This window comes from Paraburkholderia aromaticivorans, assembly GCF_002278075.1.
GTDB lineage: Bacteria > Pseudomonadota > Gammaproteobacteria > Burkholderiales > Burkholderiaceae > Paraburkholderia > Paraburkholderia aromaticivorans.
This window is the reverse complement of the sequence record NZ_CP022990.1, coordinates 809,774-834,622: the sequence shown is the minus strand read 5'-3', so window position 1 is coordinate 834,622 and position 24,849 is coordinate 809,774. Positions and strand designations below refer to the sequence as shown.

21 protein-coding genes are annotated in these 24,849 nt (G+C 65.1%); 11 read left to right on the top strand and 10 right to left on the bottom strand.

Going from position 1 to position 24,849, the window contains the following annotated elements:
- Positions 1–51: 51 nt before the first annotated feature.
- The gene (pdeR, locus tag CJU94_RS23420; RefSeq protein ID WP_095421062.1) at positions 52–2,055 is read right to left on the bottom strand and encodes a cyclic di-GMP phosphodiesterase; all 2,004 of its coding nucleotides are present in this window, start codon (positions 2,053–2,055) and stop codon (positions 52–54) included.
- A 215-nt stretch (positions 2,056–2,270) separates the two neighbouring features.
- On the bottom strand, positions 2,271–6,803 hold the full coding sequence (locus CJU94_RS23415; protein ID WP_095421061.1) for a DEAD/DEAH box helicase: 4,533 nt from the start codon (positions 6,801–6,803) through the stop codon (positions 2,271–2,273).
- A 352-nt stretch (positions 6,804–7,155) separates the two neighbouring features.
- Between CJU94_RS23415 and CJU94_RS23410 the strand changes: the two genes are divergently transcribed.
- Positions 7,156–8,205 (top strand): aldo/keto reductase, encoded by a 1,050-nt coding sequence (locus CJU94_RS23410; RefSeq protein WP_095421060.1) that lies wholly within the window; start codon positions 7,156–7,158, stop codon positions 8,203–8,205.
- A 152-nt stretch (positions 8,206–8,357) separates the two neighbouring features.
- Here CJU94_RS23410 and CJU94_RS23405 read toward each other — a convergent pair whose 3' ends face one another.
- Positions 8,358–8,714, bottom strand: coding sequence for a carboxymuconolactone decarboxylase family protein (locus tag CJU94_RS23405; protein ID WP_095421059.1), 357 nt, complete (start codon positions 8,712–8,714; stop codon positions 8,358–8,360).
- Between the two features lie 117 nt (positions 8,715–8,831).
- Here CJU94_RS23405 and CJU94_RS23400 point away from each other — a divergent pair, with 117 nt between their 5' ends.
- A complete protein-coding gene (locus CJU94_RS23400; RefSeq protein WP_095421058.1) occupies positions 8,832–9,794 on the top strand; it encodes a cupin domain-containing protein in 963 nt (320 codons plus the stop codon).
- Here CJU94_RS23400 and CJU94_RS23395 read toward each other — a convergent pair whose 3' ends face one another.
- From CJU94_RS23395 to CJU94_RS23375, 5 genes are all read right to left on the bottom strand, one after another.
- A complete protein-coding gene (locus CJU94_RS23395) occupies positions 9,795–10,364 on the bottom strand; it encodes an FUSC family protein (RefSeq protein WP_095421057.1) in 570 nt (189 codons plus the stop codon).
- A 137-nt stretch (positions 10,365–10,501) separates the two neighbouring features.
- Positions 10,502–11,821, bottom strand: a complete 1,320-nt coding sequence (locus CJU94_RS23390; protein ID WP_095421056.1) for a cation:proton antiporter — start codon at positions 11,819–11,821, stop codon at positions 10,502–10,504.
- A 103-nt stretch (positions 11,822–11,924) separates the two neighbouring features.
- The gene (locus CJU94_RS23385; RefSeq protein ID WP_095421055.1) at positions 11,925–12,311 is read right to left on the bottom strand and encodes a DUF3175 domain-containing protein; all 387 of its coding nucleotides are present in this window, start codon (positions 12,309–12,311) and stop codon (positions 11,925–11,927) included.
- A 163-nt stretch (positions 12,312–12,474) separates the two neighbouring features.
- Positions 12,475–13,002: a PRC-barrel domain-containing protein gene (locus CJU94_RS23380; protein ID WP_095421054.1), complete on the bottom strand. Its 528-nt coding sequence runs from the start codon at positions 13,000–13,002 to the stop codon at positions 12,475–12,477.
- 193 nt (positions 13,003–13,195) lie between these two features.
- Complete coding sequence (locus tag CJU94_RS23375) at positions 13,196–14,458, bottom strand: DNA topoisomerase IB (protein ID WP_095421053.1); 1,263 nt, start codon at positions 14,456–14,458, stop codon at positions 13,196–13,198.
- Between the two features lie 181 nt (positions 14,459–14,639).
- Here CJU94_RS23375 and CJU94_RS41455 point away from each other — a divergent pair, with 181 nt between their 5' ends.
- From CJU94_RS41455 to CJU94_RS23355, 5 genes are all read left to right on the top strand, one after another.
- A complete protein-coding gene (locus CJU94_RS41455; RefSeq protein WP_167397571.1) occupies positions 14,640–14,981 on the top strand; it encodes a chemotaxis protein in 342 nt (113 codons plus the stop codon).
- Between the two features lie 184 nt (positions 14,982–15,165).
- On the top strand, positions 15,166–15,717 hold the full coding sequence (locus CJU94_RS23370) for a type 1 glutamine amidotransferase domain-containing protein (RefSeq protein WP_095421052.1): 552 nt from the start codon (positions 15,166–15,168) through the stop codon (positions 15,715–15,717).
- A gap of 94 nt (positions 15,718–15,811) precedes the next feature.
- On the top strand, positions 15,812–16,375 hold the full coding sequence (locus CJU94_RS23365; protein WP_095421051.1) for a DUF4142 domain-containing protein: 564 nt from the start codon (positions 15,812–15,814) through the stop codon (positions 16,373–16,375).
- Positions 16,372–16,716, top strand: coding sequence for a DUF1488 family protein (locus tag CJU94_RS23360; RefSeq protein ID WP_095421050.1), 345 nt, complete (start codon positions 16,372–16,374; stop codon positions 16,714–16,716). The genes CJU94_RS23365 and CJU94_RS23360 overlap by 4 nt, the downstream gene beginning before the upstream one ends.
- 94 nt (positions 16,717–16,810) lie before the next feature.
- Positions 16,811–17,392 carry a glycine zipper domain-containing protein gene (locus tag CJU94_RS23355; RefSeq protein ID WP_095421049.1) on the top strand — a complete coding sequence of 194 codons (582 nt, stop codon included), beginning with the start codon at positions 16,811–16,813 and terminating at the stop codon, positions 17,390–17,392.
- Positions 17,393–17,595: 203 nt separating this feature from the next.
- Here CJU94_RS23355 and CJU94_RS23350 read toward each other — a convergent pair whose 3' ends face one another.
- Positions 17,596–17,838 (bottom strand): hypothetical protein, encoded by a 243-nt coding sequence (locus CJU94_RS23350; RefSeq protein WP_095421048.1) that lies wholly within the window; start codon positions 17,836–17,838, stop codon positions 17,596–17,598.
- 369 nt (positions 17,839–18,207) lie between these two features.
- Between CJU94_RS23350 and CJU94_RS23345 the strand changes: the two genes are divergently transcribed.
- Positions 18,208–18,660 carry a PA2169 family four-helix-bundle protein gene (locus CJU94_RS23345; protein WP_095421047.1) on the top strand — a complete coding sequence of 151 codons (453 nt, stop codon included), beginning with the start codon at positions 18,208–18,210 and terminating at the stop codon, positions 18,658–18,660.
- A 228-nt stretch (positions 18,661–18,888) separates the two neighbouring features.
- Here the strand turns inward: CJU94_RS23345 and CJU94_RS23340 are convergent, their stop codons facing one another.
- Entirely contained in the window at positions 18,889–19,227 is a 339-nt protein-coding gene (locus CJU94_RS23340) for a BON domain-containing protein (protein WP_095421046.1), read from the bottom strand.
- A gap of 500 nt (positions 19,228–19,727) precedes the next feature.
- Between CJU94_RS23340 and CJU94_RS23335 the strand changes: the two genes are divergently transcribed.
- The 3 genes from CJU94_RS23335 to CJU94_RS23325 all read left to right on the top strand — a co-directional run bounded on the left by CJU94_RS23335 (position 19,728) and on the right by CJU94_RS23325 (position 24,715).
- On the top strand, positions 19,728–21,209 hold the full coding sequence (locus tag CJU94_RS23335; RefSeq protein WP_095421045.1) for an RNA polymerase factor sigma-54: 1,482 nt from the start codon (positions 19,728–19,730) through the stop codon (positions 21,207–21,209).
- A 435-nt stretch (positions 21,210–21,644) separates the two neighbouring features.
- Positions 21,645–22,823 (top strand): pyridoxal phosphate-dependent aminotransferase, encoded by a 1,179-nt coding sequence (locus CJU94_RS23330; RefSeq protein WP_095421044.1) that lies wholly within the window; start codon positions 21,645–21,647, stop codon positions 22,821–22,823.
- A 188-nt stretch (positions 22,824–23,011) separates the two neighbouring features.
- On the top strand, positions 23,012–24,715 hold the full coding sequence (locus tag CJU94_RS23325) for a S10 family peptidase (protein WP_095421043.1): 1,704 nt from the start codon (positions 23,012–23,014) through the stop codon (positions 24,713–24,715).
- Positions 24,716–24,849 lie beyond the last annotated feature (134 nt).

Sequence of the window (24,849 nt, the reverse complement as noted above, 5' to 3'; positions counted from 1 at the left end):
GCCGCAGGGGGGCGGCTACCCGGGGGACTTTTCCGTGGGGCGTACGGAAGCTCAGGCAATCAGTCTGAGCTTCTGTCTATCCTGCAGCCAGCGCTCGAATTCAGCCGCCGGCATGGCCTGGCCGTATAGAAAGCCCTGAACGTAGTCGACGCCCAAGCCCTTCATGAACAGTTCTTCCGACTCGGTTTCGATCCCTTCGGCGACCACCTTGAAATTCAGCTCCTGCGCGACGACCACCATGGAGCGTACCAGCGCTTGCGCCTTGGTATCGGCGTTGATCGAGCGCACGAAGCTGCGATCGAGCTTGATGACGTCGAGCGGAATCCGGCCGAGCTGCGACAGCGACGAATAGCCGGTGCCGAAATCATCCAGATGAACCTGCGCGCCGATCTGGCGGAACTGCTTGATCAGATCGATCGCGGCCGTTTCGTCTTCGATCAGGCAGCTCTCGGTCAGTTCGAGATCGATCAGGCAGGGATCGAGATTCGCGTGTTGCAGCGCCTCGGTGAAATGCCGGACCACGGCCGTATCGACGAGTTGCCGCGCCGACACGTTGATCGCGATGCGCAGGTTGTAGCCGTCCGCTTTCCATTTGGCGGCCTGTTTCGCGGCCGTTTCCATGACCCAGCGGCCGAGCACGCCGATCAGCCCGGACTCTTCCGCGTAACGGATGAACTCGGTGGGCATGATCTGTCCGCGCTCCGGCGAATTCCAGCGCACCAGCGCTTCGGCGCCCTGGACCACGCCGGTGGCGAGCGACAGTTTCGGCTGGTAATGCAGAGTCAGTTGGCCTTCTTCGAGACCGCGCCGCAGGTTGGTGTCGAGCCACATATATTCCGCGACCTTGCGGTTCATGTCGGGCGAGAACACGCGGTGGGTGCGCTTGCCTTCGTCTTTGGCGACGTACATGGCGGTGTCGGCGGAACGGATCAGCGATTCGAGGTTGTCGCCGTGTTCCGGATACAGCGCGATGCCGATCGAGCAGCCGGTGTAGACCTCCACCAGCCCGAGGCTGAACGGCGTGCGCATGCGTTCGAGTATGCGCTGCGCGGTGGCTTCGAGCGCGTGCGCCGAGCCCTTGGCCGCGAGCACGATGAATTCGTCGCCGCCCAGCCGCGCGAGTGTGTCGCCTTCGTTCAGGCAGGCGCTGATGGCGGTCGACACGTCGCGGATCAGGCGGTCGCCGAAGACGTGGCCGTAGTGATCGTTGACCTTCTTGAAGTTGTCGAGGTCGAGAAACAGCACGCCGATTTCCTCGCCCGGCGCGGCGTCTTCAATGGCGGCGCGGATCTTGTCCTGGATCGCGTTGCGGTTCGCGAGGCCGGTGAGCGAGTCGGTGTTCGCCAGTTCGGTGAGGCGTTCCTGCGCGAGCCGTTCCTCGGTGATGTCGGTGCCCGAGCAGATCAGGAATTGCTCTTCGACGCCGCTGCCGCTGTGAACGAATTTGTTGCGAAACAGGAAAAGCCGTTCGCCATGCACCGTTTTGACGCGCCGCTCGACTTCGTACGACACGCCGCGATTGAAGAAGCCCGCAATGTTCTGACTGGAGGCCGCGCCGTCTTCGGTAGACATAAAGAGCGCCCACACGTTGCGGCCGATGATGTTTTCTTCCTTGACGCCCGTGAGTTCCTCGGCGAGCCGGTTAAAGCGCTGTATCCGGCCGTGCCGGTCGACGATCACGACGACCGAATTCACCTCGGAAACGACCTGTTCGGCGAACGAGAGGCCATGGACCAGATCGCGCGCGACGGATTCGGTGTCGTCATAGGCCGAAGCGGTACCGGCCCAGGAGTTACTGGTGAGCTTTTTACCGACGAGATGCAGGCGCAGCGGCTCGCCGAACAGCCGCACGTCGAGCACGAGATGCGAGGTCACGCCGGTGAGGCAACGGATTTGCGAGGCCTGCTGGGGATTCAGCGGAATGGCGACATTGGCAGGCACGTCGCCAGTCACGGGCGTGAGTTCGAGCGCGTTGCTGTCGTTCGACAGACGCCAGCATGGGCTGCTTGTGCCGAACTGGGCATAAAGCACCTGGTCGTGTTGGTCGTCGTTCATGAGATCCCCGGGCGGTGTGTGCCGTTGGCCGTCTTGAAGGCGGAGTCGGCAAACAGTCTTCATCATACTTAAAGACTGTCCCCATTGTAGCGAAGCGGCTGGCGTTCGGGCTTAGAAAGATTATCGGTAAGTGCGGGCGCACCTTTAGTGTTTCTTTATGCGCCACGGAAAGCGAACTTGTGACCGGCGGCCCGCATGCCAAACGGTTAAAACGGTCAAAACCGCCGCGCGAGCCATGCACGAGCCTGCTCTCTCGCGGCGGGAACCGCTTCCAGCGAAGGATCGAACCAGAACGCCCCGGCCACGAGCGTCGCCACCACGACGCCGTCGCGATACAGAATCCGATTGCCCGCCACCGCGGGCACGCGTTCGCCGACGAGCAAGGTGCCCGCGAGATTCAATGGATCCGTGCCGGCGACACACACAAAAGCACTATCGTTCGCATGCCGTCGGACTTCCCGCAATACCGGAATCGCTTCAGGCAGCGCAAATTGCTCACCCGCGAGGCCATTCACAAAACGTCCGCCGCGAATCACGCCACGTGCTTCGAGCCGTTGGAATACGCGCAGGAGATCTCGCCATGGCGGCAGCCAATCTGCCTCGCGTTCGAGCAACCGCCAGAACACCACGCCATAACGGCGCAACAGCGTCATCGCGACATGTTCGAGCACTTCAGGCGGTAGTTGCCGGCGGCGCTCCGGCGTCGTCCCGGCTGCAACAGCGGCCGCGGGACGGGTGACCAGCGCCCAGCGGCCCGCGTCGTCCATGCCGCCGATCAGCGCGCTCGAGCGTGCGCGCCGGTTGCTGGAAAACGCATTGCGTTTGGCAACCGGCTTCAGCAACGCGCGCAAGCCCGCGAAACTGTCGGAGTTCACGAGGCCCGCGGCCACCAGTTCGCCCAGCGCGTTTTCGAGTTCCATACGCAATACGCGAACTTCAGCCAGCAGTTCGTCGAAGAACATGGCGCCGTGTTGCGTGAGCGCGTCGTACACGCCTTGCGCGCGCGCCGACAACTCCGGTTGCTTCGACGGATCGAGCAATGCGCTCCAGACGCGCACCTGCGCGCGCGGCAGCAGCACGATCGGCGTACTGCGGACCGGTCCCGACGCGCCGCGCGCGCGCTCCGTCAGGCGGGTCCAGACTATCTTGCCGGCCCGGCATAGTTCGTCGAGCGAAGTATTTACATACGCCTTCACGCGCGCCGGCAGGATGTCTTCCTCCCACGCGCCCGCCGCGGCCTGAAAGCCTTCGAGCTGTTCGAGCACCGCGGCCAGCGCGTCGCGCCCCTCGCTGCGCGTGTCCGGCGTCAGGTGCTGCCACTCGAACAGAAAACGCATGAAGTCGTGCCGTTCCACCGGCTCGATTTCGCGGCGCAAGCGTTTCACCGTGTAACGGTGGATGCGCGCGAGGAGATGCCGCTCGCACCATTCTTCTTCCGCGGCTTGCGGCGTGAAGCGCCCGCGCATCACGTAGCCTTCGGCTTCGAGGCGCGTGAGGCTCTGTTCGACCGAGGCCGCCGGCAAGTCTAGCGCCGCCGCGATCGCGCCGACCGGCAGCGGGCCGAAACCCGTCAAACGCGCACGGAGCACGTCGAGCAAGGCGTCGTCGGTGTGCCAGCTCTCCGTGTAGCCTTTCGGCGCGGCGAGCGGGGGCGCGAAGCGGGCGTCGGGATAGAGCGCCTCGAAGCAGGTGAGGCGCTCCACGGGCAGCCACACGGCGTCGCCCGAGGCGAATTGCAAGCGGCTGGCGCGGCCGGCGTCGGCCAGCGCCGCGAGCCACGCCGGCCAGCCTTCGTGATGGCGCGCTTCGGCCTCGGTGATGCACGCAAGCCCCGTCAGCGCCTCGTGCATCTCGTCGATGTTGCGCGCCTGCGGCCATGCTTCGTCGCGCACGCTTTCGATGGCGCCGGCGTCCAGCGCGCCGAGATCGTCGGCACTCGACGGATCCGTCCAGCGGCGGCTCAGCACGGCCTGCGTGCGGCGTTCCTCGATCGGCGCGTCGTCGAGATACGCATAGGGCTTCGCATTGAGGATTTCGGCCGCGAGCGGCGAGGGCGCCGGCAAATCGCGCGCAACCAGCTGAACGTCGCCCTGTTCGATCCGGCGCAGCAGCGTGAGCCAGCCTTCGCTATCCATGGCCTCGTGCAGACAGTCGTCGACGGTTTGGTCCACTAACGGATGCCGCGGCAGCTCGCGTTCGCCGACCACGTTCTCCAGACAGGCAGCCTGTTCGGGAAACACGTTCGCCAGCAGATCTTCGCTGCGCATGCGCTGCAATTGCGGCGCGGTCTTGCGGCCGCCGGTATAACGCGGCAAGCCGAGCGCGGTGGTCGCGTTCCAGCGCCAGCGCACGCCGAACAGCGGCGCGTCGAGCAGCGCCTGAATCAGCAGATGCTCCGCGCTGTTCGAATGCAGATAGCGCCACACGTCGTCGAGCACGAAGGAATGGCTGCCGGTCAGCGACAGCACGATTGCATCTTCGGTGGCGGCGGCTTGCAGTTCGAAGTTGAAGGTGCGGCAGAACCGCTTGCGCAGCGCGAGGCCCCACGCGCGGTTCACGCGGCTGCCGAACGGCGCGTGGATCACGAGTTGGGTGCCGCCGGATTCGTCGAAGAAACGCTCCATCACCAGCGTGTTCTGCGTGGGCAGCACGCCGAGCGCGGCGCGCGCGCGGGCGAGATAGTCGACGATCTGGCGCGCGGCGGCTTCGTCGAGACCGAGGTTGTGTTCGAGCCAGTGGGTCGCGTGGTCGAGGCGGGCAGGGAGCGTTTGAACTTCAGCTTCAGCTTCCATTCCGGCCACGTCCGCCACGACGGCCGGCGCCACCGGAGCGTTCGCGTCGAGAAGCCGCCCGATCTGTTCACGCAAACGCGCGACGCCGAACGACAGCTCGTCGCTGCGTCCCGGCGCTTCGCCCAGCCAGAAAGGAATATTCGGCGGCTGCCCCTGCGCGTCCTCGACCCGCACGCGCCCGCTTTCGATCCGCAGAATCCGGTACGACGCGTTGCCGAGCTGAAACACGTCGCCGGCGAGACTTTCGACGGCGAAATCCTCGTTGACGGTGCCGATGTGGATCGCCTGCGGTTCGAGCACCACCGCATAGTCGGCGTTCTCGGGAATCGTGCCGCCCGACGTGACGGCGACCAGCTTGCCGCCGCGCCGGCCACGCAGCGTGCCGCTCACCACGTCGCGGTGAATATAGGCGCCGCGCGGACCGTTGCGGCTCGTATAGCCTTCGGCAAGCATGCGCAGCACGGCGTCGTACTGTTCGCGTGTCAGGTCCGCGTACGGCGCGGCGCGCCGCATCATCTCGAACAGCGCGTCTTCGCTCCATTCGGCGCTCGCAACCTCCGCGACGATCTGCTGGGCGAGCACATCGAGCGGGGCGCGCGGAATGCGCAACGCGTCGAGTTCGCCGCGCCGCACGCAATCGAGCAGCGCGGCGCATTCGATCAGATCGTCGCGCGACGCCGGAAAGAGCCGGCCTTTCGGCATCCCGCCGACATGGTGGCCCGAGCGGCCGACGCGTTGCAGGAACGGCGCGATCGCGCGTGGCGAACCCATCTGGCAGACCAGATCGACGTCGCCGATATCGATGCCGAGTTCCAGCGAAGCCGTGGCGATCAGCACGCGCAGTTCGCCGCGTTTCAGGCGCTGTTCGGCGTCGAACCGATGTTCTTTCGCGAGGCTGCCGTGGTGCGCCGCGACCACGTCCTTGCCCAGCCGCTCGGTCAGATGGCGCGCGGCGCGCTCGGCCATGCGGCGCGTGTTGACGAAGATGAGCGTGGTGCGGTGCATCGCCACCAGTTCGGCGAGACGGTCGTAGACGCGTTCCCACACCTCGTTGGGCATCACCGCTTCGAGCGGCACGGGCGGGATTTCGAGCGCGAGATCGCGGGCGCGGACGTGACCCACGTCGACAATCGCGCAATCGGCCGGCAGGTCGCTGTCCAGACTCGCGCCGCCCACCAGAAAGCGCGCGACAGCGCTGACCGGTTTTTGCGTCGCAGACAGGCCGATGCGCGGCAGGCGCCGCCGGCACAGCGCGTCGAGCCGCTCCAGGCTGAGCGCGAGGTGGCTGCCGCGCTTGCTGCCGGCCAGCGCGTGAATTTCGTCGACGATCACCGTGCGCACGGTCGCGAGCATGCGGCGGCCGGAGTCCGAACCGAGCAACACGTAAAGCGATTCCGGCGTGGTCACGAGAATATGCGGCGCGCGCTTTTTCAACGCGTTGCGTTCCTGCTGGGTGGTGTCGCCGGTGCGCACCGCGGTGCGGATATCCAGCGGCGGCAAGCCGCGCGCGTCGAGTTCCGCGGCAATGCCTTGCAACGGCACTTGCAGATTGAGGCGAATGTCGTTGGAGAGCGCCTTGAGCGGAGAAACGTAGACCACCAGTGTTTCGTCGGGCAGTGCGCCGCCGTTGGCGAGCCCTTGCTGGACCAGATCGTCGAGTGCGGACAGGAAGGCGGTGAGGGTCTTGCCCGAACCCGTGGGCGCGGCCACCAGCGTGGAGCGGCCACCGCGAATCTGCGGCCACGCCGCGGCCTGGGCCTCGGTCGGGGCGGCGAAGCGCTGGCGGAACCAGCTCGCGACCGCGGGATGAAAATCGCCCAGCGCGTCGGCCGCCCACCCTCCCACCACGGGCGTCACGACACAACCGGATGCGGTGCCGGAAGCCGCATCCAGGGCGGCGGCAGAGGTGCTGGTGGCCGAAGTCATGTTGGCATAGATGGGGGCGCCGCGTGCCATATCCAGAGGGCGGCAGCGATCACGACCAGAAAACAGGCTCAGGAATCAGGATCAGGAGTCAGGATCAGAGGTTAGTCTGGCAGGTTTGCGCGGGTTTTGCCGAACCCGGCTTGCCGGCGCTCGCCTTGCCGGCGCTCGCCTTGCCGGCGAATCCGCCCATACGGCGCCAATGTTTGCCGTCCGGCCGGTGCCGCTCGGTGTGGTGCGCGGTCGAACCGATCGTAAGGAGGTTGAAACAAATCCGCGCCCGCTGACGGGCGCCGGCACGAGCGTTTTGCGCTCTGCCTGATTTTGCTAATTGCAGTACTCTCTACGGCTCTCCCGTCCACGAATCAACGATGGAGTCTCGACGATGCGCTACAACCAGTTGGGCCGTACCGGTGTGTTTGTTTCAGAGTTATGTCTGGGCACGATGACTTTCGGCGGTGGCGAAGGCATGTGGAAGCAGATCGGCGATCTGCAGCAGGGCGACGCGGAGCGGCTGGTCGGCAGGGCGCTCGACGCGGGCATCAATTTCATCGACACGGCCGACGTCTACGCGGAAGGTCTGTCCGAGCAGATCACGGGCGAGGCGCTGAAAAACCTCAAGGTGCCACGCGACAAAGTGGTGGTGGCCACCAAGGTGTTCGGCCAGACCGGCGAGTTTCCGAACGCGCGCGGCGCCTCGCGTTACCACATCATCGACGGCGTGAAGGCGAGCTTGAAGCGTCTGCAGCTCGATCACGTCGACCTGTATCAGATCCATGGGTTCGACCCGGCCACGCCGATCGAAGAAACCGTCCGCGCGCTCGACACGCTCGTGCAGCACGGCCATGTGCGCTACGTCGGCGTGTCGAACTGGGCCGCGTGGCAGATCGTGAAAGCGCTCGGCATCTCGGAGCGTCTCGGTCTCGCGCGCTTCGACACCCTGCAGGCGTATTACACGCTGGCGGGCCGCGACCTCGAACGTGAACTCGTGCCGATGCTGCGCAGCGAGGGCCTGGGTCTGATGGTGTGGAGTCCGCTCGCGGGCGGCTTGCTGAGCGGCAAATATGGGCGCGAGCAGCAGGGCGAAGCGGGCAGCCGCCGCACGACCTTCGACTTTCCGCCGGTCGAGCGCGAGCGCGCGTACGACTGTATCGACGTCATGCGTGAGATGGCCGGGACGAAAAAGGTGACCGTGGCGCAGATCGCGCTGGCCTGGCTGTTGCATCAGCGCGTGGTGACCTCGGTGATCGTCGGCGCGAAGAAGCTCGAGCAGCTCGACGACAATATTGCCGCGACCGGCGTCTCGCTCACCGCGGACGAACTCGCGAAGCTCGATCAGGTCAGCAGGCTGCCCGCCGAATATCCGGGCTGGATGCTGGATCGTCAGGGCGAGCCGCGCCGCAAGCAGCTGGAGACGGCGCGGCATCGGGCGTAGTGGCGGGCGCACGCGGAGAGCGGGCCGCGCGGCGGTGCGCGCCGGTCGTACGCCGCGCGACGCAGCAGGCGGTTTGCGGTGCGGCCGCTCACGCTTCGTGGCGGCCTCTCAGGCAGCCTAAGGCGGCGTCTGCCGCCCGTTCCTCGGGCGGCTCAGGCCGCATCCGCAGCTTGCGCCGCATAAGCGGCGGCGGCATCCATCGTGCGAGCCGAGTACACCATCGCGGCGCCCGCATTGACGGCCACCGCCACGCCCAGCGCTTCGGCGATTTCGTCGCGCGTTGCACCCAGCTTGAGCGCTTCGGCGGTGTGCACGGTGATACAGCCGTCACAACGCAGGCTGACCGCCACGGCGACCGAAATCAGTTCGCGCGTCTTGGCGCCGAGCAGGTCCTTCTTCTGGCCGGCGCTCGACATCGTCTGATAGGCTCTGACGGTATCCGGCGACAATTTGCCGATTTCGCCGATGCGCCCGAACAGTTCTTTGCGGTAATCGATCCAGTTCAACATGGCAGTGCTCCTTGGTCTGCTGCGCGCCGGCGGGTGCCGGCGTCGTGAGACAGAGTATTGCGCTGTCCGGCGCTATCCTGAATACTCGATTCGCTCAATTTTTAGCGCGACCGTCTCATGGATACCCTTAGCCGACTGATCGACCTCGCCCGGCCCCAGGCCAGTCTCGATCTGCGTTGCCTGCTCTCGGGCGCCTTCGACGTCGATCATGACCCGATGGAACCGGGCATTGCGCCGTTTCACCTGGTGCTGGACGGCGCGTGTATCGTCGAAACCGCGGATGGCGCACAGCACGCCCTGACCGCGGGCGACTTCATGCTGTTTCCGCGTGGCGCGGCGCACCGTGTGCGCGACGTGAGGCGCTTGGCCGCCGCCGCGCCGCTGACACTCGGCCATGACGGCATGCTGCCGGTGCGGCGCAACGACAGCGGCAAAGACAGCGGCAATCCCGCGCCCATCTCCGCCGACGTCGATCTGCTTTGCGGCCGCTTCGTCTACGCGCCCGGCTCGTCGGCGTTGCTGCTCAACGCGTTGCCCGATCCGTTCCATGTCTCGCTGGGCGGCATGCCAACGCTGGGCTCGTTGCAAACGGTGATCGCGCTGATGCGGACCGAGGCGGAACGACGCGAGGCGGGTGCCCTTGCCATCGTCACCGCATTGAGCCAGGCGCTGTTTGCCATGGCGTTGCGCGTGCATGGCGAACAGCATGCATCGACCTCAGGCGTGCTCGCACTGCTTGCCGACGCGCGCCTCGGCGCTTCCGTGCAAGGCATGCTGAACGCTCCCGAGCGGGCCTGGACCATTGCCGAACTCGGCGAACTTGCCGCCATGTCGCGCGCGACTTACGCACGCCATTTCAATGAGCGCGCGGGCATGACGGTCATGGACTTTCTCACGCAGATCCGCATGACCCTGGCGTGCGATCTGCTGCGGCGCACGCAGCGCAGCGCGGCCGAGATCGGCGAAGCGGTGGGCTATCAATCGGAGGCGGCTTTCGGCAAGGCGTTTCAGCAAAGCATGGGCGTGACGCCGGGACGTTACCGGCGTCTGCCGCAGGCGAGCGACGCGGCTCGACCCTAGCTAGGTCTTGTGCGGCTTGCCGAGCCAGCGCTCCTCGATCCACGACATGAGAATGGCCACCAGCAGCGCGCAGACCGTGCCGAGCGTCACTTCACCGAGGCGCAGCAAGGCTTTGTCCCATGCGGGCCCGATGCCGGGCACGAGCAGCATGATGGTGGCCGTGATGCCGCCCAGACGCGCCGCGCTGCCCACGTTCAGGATCCAGCACATGATGATCGCCGCTCCTACGGTGGCCGCATAGGCGGCGAAATAGCCGGCGCCGAGCGTCGTGCCCATGAGTCCGCACAAGCCGCCGACCATTGCGCCGATGAATTGATCGCGCGACAGGTTGCGGGTATCGATATAGCTGTGCTGGCTGACCGCAATCGCGGTGATGCAGGCCCAGAACGCCTGCTCGGTATGCAGCGCGCGGCCGATGGCGAAGGCGAGGCTCGCGCCCGCCACCGCCTGCACGGCCATGAAGCTGCCTTCCATCAAGCGCTCGCGGGGCGGCAGCGACTTGAGAAAAGCAAACAGTGAGTCGGCGGCGCTCGCTCGCGCCGTACGTTCCGAATCGTCGCGTGAGGTCATTGAATATGAGAAGTCGTGTTGCGGCAGGAAGGTCCCGTATTCTAGCGGCTTCGATTTACGTTCGAACGAAGACCGCCTGCGCGAGCGCGGGCGAATCGAAGGCGTCACGTATTCAGGCGCTGGATGGCCGTGCCTGCCTAACCCTCGCGGGTGCGCAGCCGGTGATACCAGTTCATCAACGGCGTTGCCGAGACACCGTGGATCACGACCGAGGCCGCGATCACGGCGAGCGTGAGCGGCACGAGCGGCGCGACGTCGGCCGCGCTGCCGTTTTCAAGTGCATACGCGAGGTAGTAAAACGATCCGATGCCACGGATGCCGAACCAGCTCATCAGCCGCCGTTGCGTCGGCGTGGCGCTCGACCCCAGCAGCGACAATTCCACCGACACCGGCCGCACGAGGACGAACAGCGCGGCGGTGAGCGCAATGGTCTGCCAGGTGAAAAGCGGCGCTTGCATGGTGGCAAGCACGTTGCCGACCATTGTCATGACGGCGACTTCGGCAATGCGTTCGAGTTCGATCGTGAAGCCGAGCACCGATTCCGTCATGTACGCATGCGCTTTGCTCGGATTCGCCGCGGTCGCGTCGACGTCTTCCGGATCGACGGTGCCGATGGCCTTGCGAGCCGACATGCCGCCGCTCGCGCGATGTTCGACGCGGCGCATCGCGACACCGGCCGCGAATACGGCCAGAAAACCATAGGTTTGCGCGAGTTGCGCGACGCCAAAGCAGAGTTCGATCAGACCGAGCGCGAAGAAACCTTCGAGGCCGAGCGCCTGCGCATGGCGGGTGCGCAGCCAGGTCACCGCATGGGTGGTGGCCCAGCCGAGCGCGCCGCCAATCGCGAGCGCCCCTGCCACGCCCCACACCACGCTGCCTGCGAGCTTCAGGTTCAGCAGTTCCCCCGCTGCAGAGGAGGGCGCGGCGCATAACGCCAGGCCGAGCAGCGCAAACGGGAGTGCGATACCGTCGTTCAGGCCGCCTTCGCCGGAGAGCGCGAAGCGCAGCAAATCGAGATCCCCCGGATTGTGCACTTGCACGTCGTGGGCGAGCACCGGGTCGGTGGGCGCGAGAATCGCCGCCAGCAGCAGCGCCGGCCCCCAGCCGAGATGCAGGACGTAGACGCCGAAGAGGGTCAGCAGCGGAATGGTCGCCAGCATGGCGAGGAAGCCGAGCCGCAGCGGCACGGTCCAGAGCTTTTCCAGCATGCCCAGCCGCAAGCGCAGGCCGATGGCAAACAGCGAGACGAGCAGCGCGACTTCAGTGAAGATGCGCAGCAGATGCGCGTCGGCGATCATGTCCAGACGCAACAGGCCGATACCGGCTGGCCCGAGCGCGTAGCCGATCGCGAGGTAGAACATGGCGGCGCTGATGGGCAGCCGCCGCAGTGTCGTCGCCGCGAGGCCCATGAAAACGAGCACGCCGCCGACGATGAGAAACCACAAAGTTTCGTGCATGAAGTTTCGTGCATGAGCATCCGGTAAGGGCTCGTATGCGCGTGCCGCATGCGTGGCCGGTTGAAGAAATGCGCGCGGGCGCGTCCGCGGCTGAGGCGTCATGTCAAGGCGCGCGTCCGAATGCTTCGCGCAGCTTGCGCTTGGCTTGTTGCAAGGTATCACGGCGCGCTTTCGGCAGATTCCTTCCCGCGCGGTTGATATAGAAGTTCAGCATCGACATGGCCGACTGGAACGGCGTGCCTTTGCGGCGGCGGCTGTTCGTGGACGACTGCTTGAGCGATTGCGCGATCGACTCGGCGCTGCCGGTTTTGAAAATGTCATGCTGGATATCCATCGCGTCACTGGTCTCCATCACGTGGTGCGACCATTTCTTCGAGTGCGCGGCCCGATGCGCGGCGTGTGCCTGTGCGTGCCGCTGGCGTGGCGGCCGTCCCGACTTGCCGCGCGCGACAGGCCGTTTCGATTTGCTGGGGGATCGTTTAGTGGCCATCGTGTCGGCTCCTGATTGGAGTGGGCGCGCTTTAACGACGCTTTGAGGTCCGGCAACGTCGCGCGCAAAGTGAAAATGCGCCGGCTGTCGTGGGGGCGGCACGCCGGCGCATCGGCTCGGACGCGGCGAGCGAAACGCCGCACGCGCCCTCCACGAGGGTGGACTACAGCTTCATCCCGCCTGCTTCGGGCGCATCTGACGAGGCCGGCGGAACGTCGCCTACGCCGTAGTCGTCGCGTCGATCGTACCGGTCGCGGCCCCAGTAGGGTTCACTGCCGTAATACTGATGTACGGACGTGGCCCAGGTCTGATCGGCCATGGCCGGCCAATGGTCTTTGTCGAAGCCCGGAGCGTTCTTCACGCGCTCGGCGGTCATGTTCAGCACGAAGCACTTCTGTTCGGTATCCAGCGTCAATGCGTGCCATGGAATCGCGAGCAGCTTGTCGCCGATGCCAAGAAAGCCGCCGCTCGAGAGCACCGCATACGCGACGCGTCCGGAGTTGACGTCGAGCATGATGTCCTTGATCTTGCCGATGTCCTCGCCGTCGCTGCTAAGCACCTTGTTGCCGTCGAGCGTGGCGGCGGCCATCACGTCCGGGCCGGGTCCGTCGGCGGTCGCACTGCCTTTGCCGACGATCCGGGCACCCTCGCTCTGGCGCATACCGGCTTGACTCTGTGTCTGGTTGAGCATGATGTGACTCCTCTACAGGTGGGTATGTGCAAGCTTGAGCAACGGGCGTTCCTTCGAGTTTCGGGAGGCGCGTTCGTCGCGCGGCGGCGGGTGGCAGTGTTCGGACGTGCGTCCGCGTTCGCGAAAAACACGTGCAGGCTTTGCCCTCCATGCGTAAAGCGTGCTGACGGGTTTGAAATTTTTGCGCCCGCCCCTAGGCTTGCGCCGCCGCGCGCGCGGTCTTTGCGCCGGCCTTCGCATCGGTCTTCGCCGCCGCTGCTTTACGCGCCGTTCGCGATTTCTTGAGCAAACTCGTGAGCGACGTGTCGATGCTTTCCGCCACCGCCGACTCACGCGCCTTGCGGCCCTTCGCGCCCGCCTCGCGTGCGAGTTTCGCCGCGCGTTTCTCGGCCTGCGCAAGCAATGCGGCAAAAGCCATCTCGTCCACTTTCAGCCCGCGACGCGATTGACCGGGCGCAAGGCGCTGCAATTCGTCTGCTTCGAATGCACTGATCACCGCTGGGTGAATGTAGCAGCGCTTGCACACGGCCGGCGTATTGCGCAATAGCGCGGCCACGTCCTTGACGGTCGCCACCACGTGCCGGCGCGCTTCCGCCGCGCTGGTGCAAATCAGCCGTCGCAGCGCGGCCAGCGCATAGACGCTGCCGGCCCACGTGCGGTAGTCCTTGGCGGTGAAATCCGCGCCGCTCGCACGGCGCAGGTAATCGTTGATGTCGGCGGAGCCGACGGTGCGGCGCGTGCCGTCTTCGTCGAGATATTGAAACAGGTCGTGGCCCGGCAATTCGGCGCAACGCCGCACGATGCGCTTGATGCTCGGATTGTTCACCGTCACGTCGTGTTCGATGCCGCTCTTGCCGCGAAACCGGAAGCGCAACTGGCCGGCTTCGATCTTCACGTGTTTCTTGCGCAGTGTGGTCAATCCGTACGACTGATTGTCGCGTGCATATTCGACGCTGCCGATCCGGATCAGCGTCGTGTCGAGCAGTTGCACGATCGCGGCGATGACTTTGTCGCATGGCATGCCCGGCAATTTCAGGTCGCGTGCAACACGCGCGCGAATCTTCGGCAATGCGCGGCCGAACTCGGCCATGCGTTCGTATTTGTCGGCGTCGCGCGTCTCGCGCCAGCGCGCGTGATAGCGGTATTGCTTGCGGCCGCGCGCATCGCGCCCGGTTGCCTGAATGTGACCGCGCGCATCCGGGCAGATCCACACGTTCTCATAAGCCGGCGGAATGGCGAGCGCGTTGAGGCGTTTGATTTCGTCTTCGTCGTCGATGCGTTTGCCCGAAACGTCGAAATACACGAATCCGCCGTTGCCGCGCTTGCGCGTGATGCCCGGCTTCGTATCGTCGGCATGGCGCAAGCCGGGCGGCATGACGGCGGCAGCGGCGGGTTTCTCACGGTCGTCGTCCGTGCGTGCAGGGCGGCGTCGAATCGGGGTGGTCGTGTCAGCCATCGTCGCAGGTAGAAGTTTCAAGCGGTGAGCGCGATTTGCGCCGATGGCTGCCGTCAAGCAACGGCGGTGCCCGGCGCGCCCGCGCACTCGCGTGCTGCGCCACAACCGTTTCTTGAAGCAGCGGAACGGTCCTTGCGAACACTCGGTACGGGTAATCCACAAATCAACGAAGGAGAGCGCTATGAGCAGCACCCTCAATCCCGACGAAGAGCCGCAACAGGTCGTCCAACAAACGGCGGGCACGACGGGCGCGCTCGGCCCGAGCGATTCGTCCGATAGCGGCAGCGATGTCGCCGGGGCGAAGCGTCATGAGTTCGACGTGGACTCGGAGCTGGACAACCACGCGCTCGAAACCGGCGACACGGAACTCGGCAGCGACACGGATCGTGCCGGCACGGGCGAGCGCGCCGCCGCCGACGGCGATTCGACGCTCGTGCCGGACGGCGATATCGAGCCCGACCGGATTATCGATCCGCTCGCCAACGACGACGACAGTCTCGATGACGACCCCCAAGGTCTCTAACCGGATCCGGTGGGCGCGTGATGGCCGGGCGGCTTTTGAATAGTCAAAGCAGCACGGCGAGGGCGCTTGCGGCGCGCGCGGCGCATGGGCACGCCTTTTGCTGCCTGAAGAGATCAATAGCGGACTGATTGCGGGGCCATGCCGCATGACACCCGGCCCCGGCACTTACATGAGGAGAGTACGCATGGCTGGCATGTTGAATGGTTACAAGGTGGCGGTACTGGCAGTGGATGGCTTCGAGCAGGCAGAACTGGACGACCCGAAACGCGCGCTGTCTGAAGCAGGCGCGACGGTGCACGTGATTTCAGCCAGGCCCGGCAAGATTCAGGGCTTCAAACATGTGGACAAGGGCGACGCTGTCGAGGTCGATCTGACGTTCGACAAGGCAAGCGCCGACGACTACGACGCCGTAGTGCTGCCGGGCGGCGTGGTGAACGGCGACGCCATCCGTTTGCTGCCGCAGGCGCAAGCCTTCGTCAAGGCCGCCGACGGCGCGAAGAAGCCGATCGCCGTGATTTGCCATGGCGGATGGTTGCCGGTGTCAGCGGGCATCATCAAGGGCCGGACGCTCACCAGCTGGCCGAGTTTGCAGGACGACATTCGCAATGCGGGCGGCACGTGGGTCGACAAGGAAGTGGTCGAGGACGGCAATCTGATTAGCAGCCGCAAGCCCGACGACCTGCCGGCGTTCAACAAGACATTGATTGCGCAGTTATCCAAGCGCCAGGCGGCATGAACGGCGGTGACGGGCGAGGTGCGAGATTGAACGTAGGTCGCACCGCGTCTCGCCGGGTCCGTTTCGCCGTAGCTATTGAAAAGGGAGAAAATGCATGAAATTCCGGTATCCCCTACAAGCGATGACTGTCGCGCTCGGGTTGAGCGTGGCGTCCATCGGCGCGGTGTATGCGCAAGCCAGCGACGCGCCCGCGAGCGATGCGCCGGTCAGCGGCACGAAGCTCTCGCCCGCTGACCAGCAGTTCGTGCAGGACGCCTCGACGTCTGACGCCACCGAAATCGCGGCGAGCAAGATCGCGCTGAAAAACTCCAGCGATCCGCGCGTGAAGAAATTCGCGCAGCAGATGATCGCCGATCACACGAAACTCTCGCACGGCATGGCGGCGCTCGTTTCGAAGAAGGGCTTTACCGCGACGCCGTCGGCCGATTCCGCGCTGGTCGGCAAACTGCAGACGCTCAAGGGCAAGGAATTCGATCAGGCCTATGTCGAGCAGGTCGGTGTCGAAGCGCATCAGCGTGCGGTCGACCTGTTCCAGCAGGAGAGCACGAGCGGCACCGACGCACGGATCAAGGCGGCGGCGACGCACGCGTTGCCGACCATCAAACATCATCTGGCGATGGCGCAGCAACTCGCCGGCTCAATGAAGAGTTCGTCATGAACGCGATCGTGCCGCGGCCGGCCTATGAGGATTCCCTTATGCAGATCACTTTTTCCGACGACAAGCCGGACTTCGACGGAGCGAATCTGACCGTGCGCTTCATGGCGCGCGTGGACGGCGAAGCGGTTGTGTGCGCGATTACCGCGGAGGCGCTGGAGGATCATTTCGGCGCCGATTCCGCGCTTGAGGCAACGCTCATGTCGGCCTTCCACAAGGGCCGCCACCGCATCCGTTCGGTCTGCGCGGAAGCGCTCGACCAGAACAACGGAGAAGGCGTGGTGTTGCATAGCGGACTGTTCAGGGTGGAAGGCATGGAATCGGATCGCGGCACCGCGGCGTAGTGCCGGCGCGTGCCGTTGCGCGAGCGCGCCGAATGGCGCGGCGACGTGCGGCGGCATTTGGCGCGCTCTCTATTCAACGATGCAAGGAGGCCTCATGTCACTCATCGTCGCAGCACGCTTTACGACTTTTCCCGCCGCTGAAGAGGCGGCGCAAAAGCTCTTCAATGCGGGGTTCGTGGAAGAAGACGTCACGCTGTTTTTCGTCAATCCGCGCGGGCAGCATGCGCGTTTTCCGATCGGCGGCGATACCAGTACGGATGCCGGCGCGGAGAATGCGCCCAAAGGCGCCGGCATGGGCGTGACCATCGGCGCGGTGGCCGGCGCCGTGGTGGGTGTCGCGATCTTCGCCGCCTTTTCGGCGCCCGTCATCGTCTCGCTGATCGCAGCGGGCGTCGGTGCGTATGTCGGCTCGCTGGTCGGGGCGATGGCACGCACGCGCGATGGCGGCAAGGCGGGGCATCGATCGCCTTCTCATGAGGAATTGCGCGATTCCGGCGTGCTGGTCGCCGTGCACGTCTCGCCGGCCAATCAGTTCGACGCCGCACGGGTGTTGCGCGAAACAGGCGGCGTCGCAATCGAGCGCGCGAGCGGTCGCTGGCAGCAGGGGCGCTGGGCGGACTTCGATCCTCTGAAGAAGCCGGTGCCGCTCAACGAGTTCACCGAGCATCGCGCGTGAGTGCCGACACCGCGAGACGACGGTGTTTATCAAGCAACTCCTGAATGTGAAGGCCGGCGCAGCGGTGTGAAGCAGGATTGTGTGAAGCAGAATTGGCAGAACGGCCCGACATACGTCGGGCCGTTTTCACGTGTGCGCGGTTTTCACCGCAATTTTCAGGTCATCGAAGTCGCGCAGACGAATGGAGTCGTCCGCGCGTGTGCTCAAACCCAGAATTGCGGCGCGCTGCGTTGACGATGCGTTGCGCGCTCCGGCTGAGGTTCGTCGTGAGTCGGCTCGCAGGCGGCCGGCGCGAGTCCTTCGTGTGTCGCGCCACACGAAGGCGGCCCAGCTTGTTCGTTTGCGGACGTCGCTTCGCGTGGCTGCATGTGCTCGCGGATCTGCATCACCGTCGCCGAGGTGATGATCGCGACCGCGACTAGAAATTCCGTGCTCCTGATCTTCATGGTGGATGCTCCCTGTCGTTGTTGCCTGCCCATTGTTTTCAATTCATTGGCATGTCTTGCAGTGTGTCGTTGCGCTGCGCGGCGTGCCCGGGGCGACAGTGCGAAGCAACCCCCGTGCCATTCGGCGAAAGCGAGCTGCGCGGGGCCTGGCGGGCTGTTGCGTGCTGAAGTCGTGGGCAAAATCTACGTGCGTTGGAAAGTCTGGGAGCGCACCTCGCCGCGGCGCACGGCGTGTCTTTGGCCATCCGCGCCGGGCACGCATCATGCGAATAGTGAGAGGAACCCCGCAGTTGAATGCGAGCGTGGTCAAACACACGTGACGCGTCCGGCGACGGATTCCATGACTAACGAAACCCTTGGAGGTATTGAATGGCTACGAACGTTGTTTCCGTGCTGAACGATCTGGTCGAAACGTCGAAGGACGGCGAGAAGGGCTTTCGCAAGGCAGCAGAAGATGCGCACGACGCGCAACTGAAAACGCTGTTCCTGTCGCGTGCCGAAGACTGCACGCGCGGCGCGCGTGAATTGCAGGACGCGGTTCAGGCGCTCGGCGGCAAACCTGAAACGGGCGGCAGCATGAGCGGCGCACTGCACCGCGGCTGGGTCGACGTGAAGTCGGCGGTGACCGACCGCAGCGACCATGACATTCTGGCCGAGTGCGAGAAGGGCGAGGACGTCGCCAAGAAGCGCTATCACGACGCGCTCGAAAAGGAGTTGCCGGCGGACGTGCGGGCACTGGTGGAGCGGCAGTATCAAGGCGTGCTGCAAAACCATGACCGCGTGCGTGATCTGCGCGATCAGTATGCGGCGACGCGTCGCTAGGTTTGGGTGAGCGGCCGGCGCTCCAAAGAGCGCCGGTTTTTGCCGGACGATGTTTGAGTGTTATTAGAGTGTTGTCCGGCCGCGGCGGAGGTTCGGCTTGAATCGGCAATCGACCGGCCACGAAAAAGCCGTCCCATTTGGGACGGCTTTTTTATGGACTCAAGCGACGAGAAGCAGGCGACGAGAAGCGCCGGCCGAAGCCGACGCTCCCGTTCAGACCGCGCGCGCTTACTGAGCGGCGACCTTGAGATGGTTCTTCACGCTCGACACGCCCTTCACGGCCTTCACGACTTCTTCGGCCGCAGCCTTGTCGTCTGACGAAGGTACCGAGCCCGTGAGCCACACCACGCCCTTGCGCGTCTTCACATGAATGTGGGTCGACTTGACGTTCTTGGCGGCCAGCAGGTCAGCCTTGGCCTTGGTGGTGATGGTGCCGTCGTCGACGTGCTCGCCGATGGTTTCGGACGAAGCCGACGGGGCCGAGGCGCTGGTTTGCGCCGTAGCGTTCAGTGCGAATGCGATACAAGCAATGCTACCTGCGGTCTTCAGGAATTGGATCGTCTTCATGGTTTCTCCTTCGGGTGTTGATGAAAATTGCGGTCTTGTTGCCTGCGGTCGATCGCGGCCGGAACCGCTGATGACACGCGTGGGGTCGTTGCCGCTACGGTTCCGTCAGGGCCCGTTATCGACACCGGGCGACAGTCTGTGCAGGCGATTTCGCAGCTGCGTTTCGCATGCAAAGACCGGCGTCCGTCCACATAGTGCCCAGACGCAAGCGGTGTGCCCGGCGCTCCCGCCGAGCGCTCACGTGGCAGGAAAGCCGTTACGGCTCGCGGCTTTAGGCTGAGGAATAGGGCGTGGCGAGGCATCGGGGCCGAGTTCGACGGCCGGCGCAGGCGAGGACCGGAAATTGCCGGGTGCTTGTAAAAATGGTGGCGCGCGGCCTGCGCAAGGGCCGGGCCTGAAAATGCAAAGCATTGAAAAAACAGCGTGTTGCGCGAGCTGGTACGACAGTTGCTCCAAGGAGGCTACTCACCATTTTCGGCTATTAACGGGACCTCACTACAATGCCTTCAATTGAACTACGCACAAGGCAGTCTCTCGCACTCACGCCGCGTCTTCAGCAATCGGTGCGTCTGTTGCAGTTGTCGTCTCTCGAATTCCAGCAGGAGTTGCGCACGGCGCTCGACACCAATCCGTTCCTCGAATACGACTCCTCGGATACGGAAGATGTCGCGCTCGCCACCGCCGCGACGGGCGAAGACGCCGGGGCGCTGCCCGCCACCGACACCCTCGCTACAGCCGAGCCCGATTCCCTACCTTCCGACTCGGGCGGCAACGACACGCTGGAAAGCGCGGGCCAGGACGACATGCCGGGGGACTTTTCCGGCGACTACAGCAGCCGCAGTTCGACCCGCCAGAACGGCGACTCCGACAGCAGCGATCCGGCCGAGTGGGCGCGTTCCCAGCCGACCTTGCGTGAGCAGTTGCACGACTCTCTGCGCCTCTATCGCCTCGACGACCGTGACCGCGCCGTGGCCCGCTTCATCATCGAGGCGCTCGACGAAGACGGCTATCTGCGCCAGGAGCTCTCCGACCTCGCCGATAGCGTGGATCTCGAACCCGAGTTGACCGAAGACGAGTTGCTGGTGGCGCTGCGTCTCGTGCAATCGCTCGATCGCCCGGGTCTGGGCGCGCGCACGCTCTCGGAGTGCCTGTCGCTGCAGGTGAACGCGTTGCCGGCCGACACGCCGGGGCGCGATGTGGCGCGGCAAATCGTCGAACATCATCTGGAACGGCTCGCGCGCCGCGAGCAGGCCGAACTGCAAAAGCAGATTGGCTGCAGCGCGGAAGAACTGCGGATTGCCTGTGCTCTCGTGCGCAAGCTCGATCCGAAGCCGGGCAACTGCTATGGCCGCACCGAGGATAACTACGTGGTGCCGGACGTGATCGTGCGTCAGGTGCGCAACAAGTGGGTCGTGGCGATCAACCCGGCGGTGCAGCCGCGCGCGCGTATTCACCGCATGTATGCGGAGCTGTTTGCGCAGTCGGCCGGCGCGAGCCGCTCGCCGCTCGCGCAGCAACTGCAGGAAGCGCGCTGGCTGATCCGCAATGCGCAACAACGCTTCGATACGATCCAGCGCGTGGCTGAGTGCATCGTCGCGCATCAGAAGGCCTTCTTCCAGTACGGCGAAATCGCGCTCAAGCCGATGGTGCTGCGAGATGTCGCCGACGAACTCGGTCTGCACGAATCTACCATCTCGCGCGCCACGGGCAACAAATATATGGCCACGCCGCGCGGCATTTTCGAGTTCAAGCATTTCTTCCCGCGCGAACTCGGCACGGAAAGCGGCGGCACCTGTTCGGCGGCAGCGGTGCGCGCGCTGCTCAAGGAAATGATTGCCGCGGAAAACACCCGTGATCCGCTCTCGGACGTGACGCTCGCCAAGATGCTCGCCGACCAGGGCGTGCTGGTGGCGCGCCGCACGGTGGCGAAATACCGGCATCTGATGAAGGTGCCTCCGGCGGAGTTGCGCCGCCAGGTTTGAGCGCCGCGCCCCGCGGGGACGGGGCCGCGAAACGGGACTGCAGAACGGGACTGCAGAACGGGACTGCAGAACGGGACTGCAGAACGGGACTGCAGAACGGGACTGCAGAACGGGACTGCAGAACGGGACTGCAGAACGGGACTGCAGAACGGGACTGCAGAACGGGACTGCAGAACGGGACTGCAGAACGGGACTGCAGAACGGGACTGCAGAACGGGACTGCAGAACGGGACTGCAGAACGGGACTGCAGAACGGGACTGCAGAACGGGACTGCAGAACGGGGCTACAGAACGGGGCTACAGAACGCGGTGCGTGAAAGCGGAGTGCGTGAAAGCGCCACGCGAGGCATTTGGCTCGCGTGGCGCTTTTTCGTGTCTGGACGTTTCGGGCGTGCCCCTTTACATTGGCGAGTCCATGGGTAAAGGGGTAGGGCAATGAAGTACTCGAATCTGGTCGAGCGCCTGCAAGGCAGGCGCACGTCCGCATGGGAAATCCATCGGGTCGCGCAGCAGGCGGCGGCCAATGGTGAAGACGTCATCGTGCTGAGCGTCGGCGATCCAGATTTCGCCACGCCCGCGCCGATCGTCGAACGCGCGGTCGAGGCCTTGCGCGGCGGCGACACGCACTACAGCGCCGTGTCCGGCCGCGAGCCGGTACGCGCGGCGATTGCCGAAGAGCACGCGCGCCTGACCGGTTGTACGGCGAGCGCGGCCAATGTGATCCTGACCGCCGGCGCGCAGAACGGCGTGTTCGCCGCATCGTTGTGCCTGCTGGAGGCGGGCGATGAGGTGATCGTCCCCGAACCGATGTATCTGACCTATGAGGCCTGCGTGCGCGCCGCGGGCGCCACGCTCGTCACGGTGCCGGTCGATCGGGCTCGAGCGTTTCATGTCGATTGCGACGCGCTCGAGGCGGCCATCACCGCGCGCACCAAAGCCATCTTTTTCGCCACGCCGTGCAACCCCACCGGGGTGGTCATGCCACGCGCCGATCTCGAACGGATCGCGCGGCTCGCGTGCCGGCACGATCTGTGGGTACTGTCCGACGAGGTCTACGCCGAGCTGACTTTCGAACGCGAGCACGTGAGTATTGCGGCGTTGCCCGGCATGGCGGAGCGCACCGTCACGCTCGGCAGCCTGTCGAAATCGCATGCCATGGCAGGCTGGCGCGTGGGTTGGGCGATCGGGCCGGCGGAGCTGATCGAGCATATGGGGCGGCTCGCCCTCGCGATGCTGTACGGCTTGCCCGGCTTCATCCAGCAGGCCGCGTTGACGGCGTTGCAGCACAAGGCGCAGATCGCCGCCGGGATGCGGGAGATTTACCGGCGCCGGCGCGACGTCGTGTTCGAGCGCTTGCAGCGTGTGCCGGGTTTGCGCTGCGTGTTGCCCGAAGCGGGCATGTTCATGATGGTCGACGTGAGCGGCACGGGCCTCGATACGGTTGACTTCACCTGGCAGCTGTTTCGCGCGCAAGGCGTGTCGGTACTCGACGCGAGTGCCTTTGCCGAGACGGCGAATGGTTTCGTGCGGCTGGGTTTCGTGGTCGAAGAAGCGCGGTTGATCGACGCGTGCGAGCGCATCGCCGCATTCGTCCGTGCGTTGCCGGTTCGCTGAGTCTTTCGTCAACGTTTCGTTTGCTTTCGATTCACGAACGCAGGGGCGATGCGTCGTGGGTATAAGACGCGTTCTTGCGAGCTTTGGGTTGACGCCGCGAAAGCTTGCGTCAAAAATCGATCGCCGAGTTCGTCTTAAGCCAGAACAGTCCGGAAACCGGCGCATATCGACTCTCTGTCGGGAACCCCATGGGCCTTCGCTTCACCCTCTCGTTGCGCCGATCGCTGATGGCAGGCTCGCTGGCGGCCGCGTTCGCGGCGACGGCGCTCGTCCTTGCCGTGCTTACCGCCTTCAGCACGATGTGCGCGGCTGCTGAACTGGACGACTCGGCGGATGCCGCCGCGAGCGCGGAAACCGCGGAAACCGCGGCGTCCGCGGCGCGCGCGGCTAGCCAGCCACGGGCGGCTGCAGCGGCACGCAGCGACGCGTCGGGCAGCACGGCGCAGCGCGGCGCGAAAGGCGAGTCGCCGCCGATCCCCGTGCCGCCGGAAACCGCGTCGGTGACGCAGCATTCGATCCGGCTCGACGGCCGCAAGATCGACTACACAGCCACCGCCGGCAACCTGCTGTTGCGCGACAAGACAGGGCAGGCCAACGCGAGTGTGTTCTATGTCGCCTACAGCGTCGCCAGCAAAGCACCGGCGACGCGGCCCGTCACGTTTCTCTTCAACGGCGGACCCGGCGCGGGCAGCGTATTCCTGCTGATCGGCTCGTTCGGGCCGAAGCGCGCGCACACCGCGAGCCCCGCCATCACGCCGCCCGCGCCGTACACGCTCGCCGACAATCCGGACAGCCTGCTCGACACCACCGACCTGGTGTTTATCGACGCGGTCGGCGCGGGTTTGTCGAGGATAGTCGGCCACGGCACGGGCAAAGACTTCTGGGGCGTGGATCAGGATCTCGACGCGTTTTCGCAGTTTATCGACCGCTATCTGACGGTGAACCAGCGCTGGAATTCGCCCAAGTATCTGCTCGGCGAATCGTATGGAACCGCGCGCGCCGCGATGCTCGCGTACCGGCTGGGGCAGGACAACATTGCACTCAATGGGGTGATCCTGATGTCGTCGGTGCTTGATTCGGCGGCATTTTCTGCGGGCGCGGATTTCCGGAGCGAAAGCTATCTGCCGAGCTTCGCGGCGATTGCCTGGTATCACGACAGGATCGTGCCGAAGCCCGCCAGTCTGGCCGCCTTTCTCGACGATGCCCGCGCATTCGCGCGCGGCCCTTACGCGCAGGCGCTCGCGCAAGGCGACGCGCTGCCCGACGCCGAACGCGACGCGATCGCCGCGCGGGTCGCGCAATTCACGGGGCTCGACGTGGACTATGTGAAGCGGAGCCGCCTGCGTCTTTATCCGTCGCGTTATCGCGCTGAATTGCTGCGCGACGAGGCGCGCAGCGTCGGCCGTTACGATGGGCGTTTCGAAGGCATCGACTTTGACAGCGTATCCGAGCGGCCCGATTACGACGCCTCGGTGAGCAGCGTGTCGAGTGCTTTCGACGCGGCGCTGCACCAGCACTTCGCTCAGGACCTGCACTTTACGCCTGCGGACCGCTATCGCGTCTTCAACGACGAAGCCTTGACGCATTGGGACTGGAAGCATCGCGCTTGGTGGGGCGAACGTCTGCCCGTGCCGTATGCGGCGGGCGATCTGGCCGAAGCGATGCGGCAGAATCCGCAGTTGCGCGTGATGTCGCTGAACGGCTATTTCGATCTGGCCACGCCGTTTTACGCGACCGAGTATGCGCTCGCGCATCTGGGACTGGACGGGCCGCTGCGCGCCAACGTGCGAATCGCCTACTATCCGACCGGCCACATGATCTATCTCGACGACGCCGCATTGCACACGCTCAAGCGCGATCTGGCGAGTTTCTATGCCGCGGGTGCGCGCTAGGGTTCGACAGAGCACGCCGGACGGTGCGAGCGCGGCCTGCGCGTCGCTCGTGCGCGATGGGCCCGAGCCGTTGAACGGTATAATCCGTTGGACGTCGCGCGCTGCTTCAAGGGTGCAGCGAACGGCGCCCGGAC

Excerpts from the sequence above, each read along its gene's own strand:
- pdeR (WP_095421062.1), bottom strand. The coding sequence starts at position 2,055 with ATGAACGACGACCAACACGACCAGGTGCTTTATGCCCAGTTCGGCACA.
- CJU94_RS23415 (WP_095421061.1), bottom strand. The coding sequence starts at position 6,803 with ATGGCACGCGGCGCCCCCATCTATGCCAACATGACTTCGGCCACCAGC.
- CJU94_RS23410 (WP_095421060.1), top strand. The coding sequence starts at position 7,156 with ATGCGCTACAACCAGTTGGGCCGTACCGGTGTGTTTGTTTCAGAGTTA.
- CJU94_RS23405 (WP_095421059.1), bottom strand. The coding sequence starts at position 8,714 with ATGTTGAACTGGATCGATTACCGCAAAGAACTGTTCGGGCGCATCGGC.
- CJU94_RS23400 (WP_095421058.1), top strand. The coding sequence starts at position 8,832 with ATGGATACCCTTAGCCGACTGATCGACCTCGCCCGGCCCCAGGCCAGT.
- CJU94_RS23395 (WP_095421057.1), bottom strand. The coding sequence starts at position 10,364 with ATGACCTCACGCGACGATTCGGAACGTACGGCGCGAGCGAGCGCCGCC.
- CJU94_RS23390 (WP_095421056.1), bottom strand. The coding sequence starts at position 11,821 with ATGCACGAAACTTTGTGGTTTCTCATCGTCGGCGGCGTGCTCGTTTTC.
- CJU94_RS23385 (WP_095421055.1), bottom strand. The coding sequence starts at position 12,311 with ATGGCCACTAAACGATCCCCCAGCAAATCGAAACGGCCTGTCGCGCGC.
- CJU94_RS23380 (WP_095421054.1), bottom strand. The coding sequence starts at position 13,002 with ATGCTCAACCAGACACAGAGTCAAGCCGGTATGCGCCAGAGCGAGGGT.
- CJU94_RS23375 (WP_095421053.1), bottom strand. The coding sequence starts at position 14,458 with ATGGCTGACACGACCACCCCGATTCGACGCCGCCCTGCACGCACGGAC.
- CJU94_RS41455 (WP_167397571.1), top strand. The coding sequence starts at position 14,640 with ATGAGCAGCACCCTCAATCCCGACGAAGAGCCGCAACAGGTCGTCCAA.
- CJU94_RS23370 (WP_095421052.1), top strand. The coding sequence starts at position 15,166 with ATGGCTGGCATGTTGAATGGTTACAAGGTGGCGGTACTGGCAGTGGAT.
- CJU94_RS23365 (WP_095421051.1), top strand. The coding sequence starts at position 15,812 with ATGAAATTCCGGTATCCCCTACAAGCGATGACTGTCGCGCTCGGGTTG.
- CJU94_RS23360 (WP_095421050.1), top strand. The coding sequence starts at position 16,372 with ATGAACGCGATCGTGCCGCGGCCGGCCTATGAGGATTCCCTTATGCAG.
- CJU94_RS23355 (WP_095421049.1), top strand. The coding sequence starts at position 16,811 with ATGTCACTCATCGTCGCAGCACGCTTTACGACTTTTCCCGCCGCTGAA.
- CJU94_RS23350 (WP_095421048.1), bottom strand. The coding sequence starts at position 17,838 with ATGAAGATCAGGAGCACGGAATTTCTAGTCGCGGTCGCGATCATCACC.
- CJU94_RS23345 (WP_095421047.1), top strand. The coding sequence starts at position 18,208 with ATGGCTACGAACGTTGTTTCCGTGCTGAACGATCTGGTCGAAACGTCG.
- CJU94_RS23340 (WP_095421046.1), bottom strand. The coding sequence starts at position 19,227 with ATGAAGACGATCCAATTCCTGAAGACCGCAGGTAGCATTGCTTGTATC.
- CJU94_RS23335 (WP_095421045.1), top strand. The coding sequence starts at position 19,728 with ATGCCTTCAATTGAACTACGCACAAGGCAGTCTCTCGCACTCACGCCG.
- CJU94_RS23330 (WP_095421044.1), top strand. The coding sequence starts at position 21,645 with ATGAAGTACTCGAATCTGGTCGAGCGCCTGCAAGGCAGGCGCACGTCC.
- CJU94_RS23325 (WP_095421043.1), top strand. The coding sequence starts at position 23,012 with ATGGGCCTTCGCTTCACCCTCTCGTTGCGCCGATCGCTGATGGCAGGC.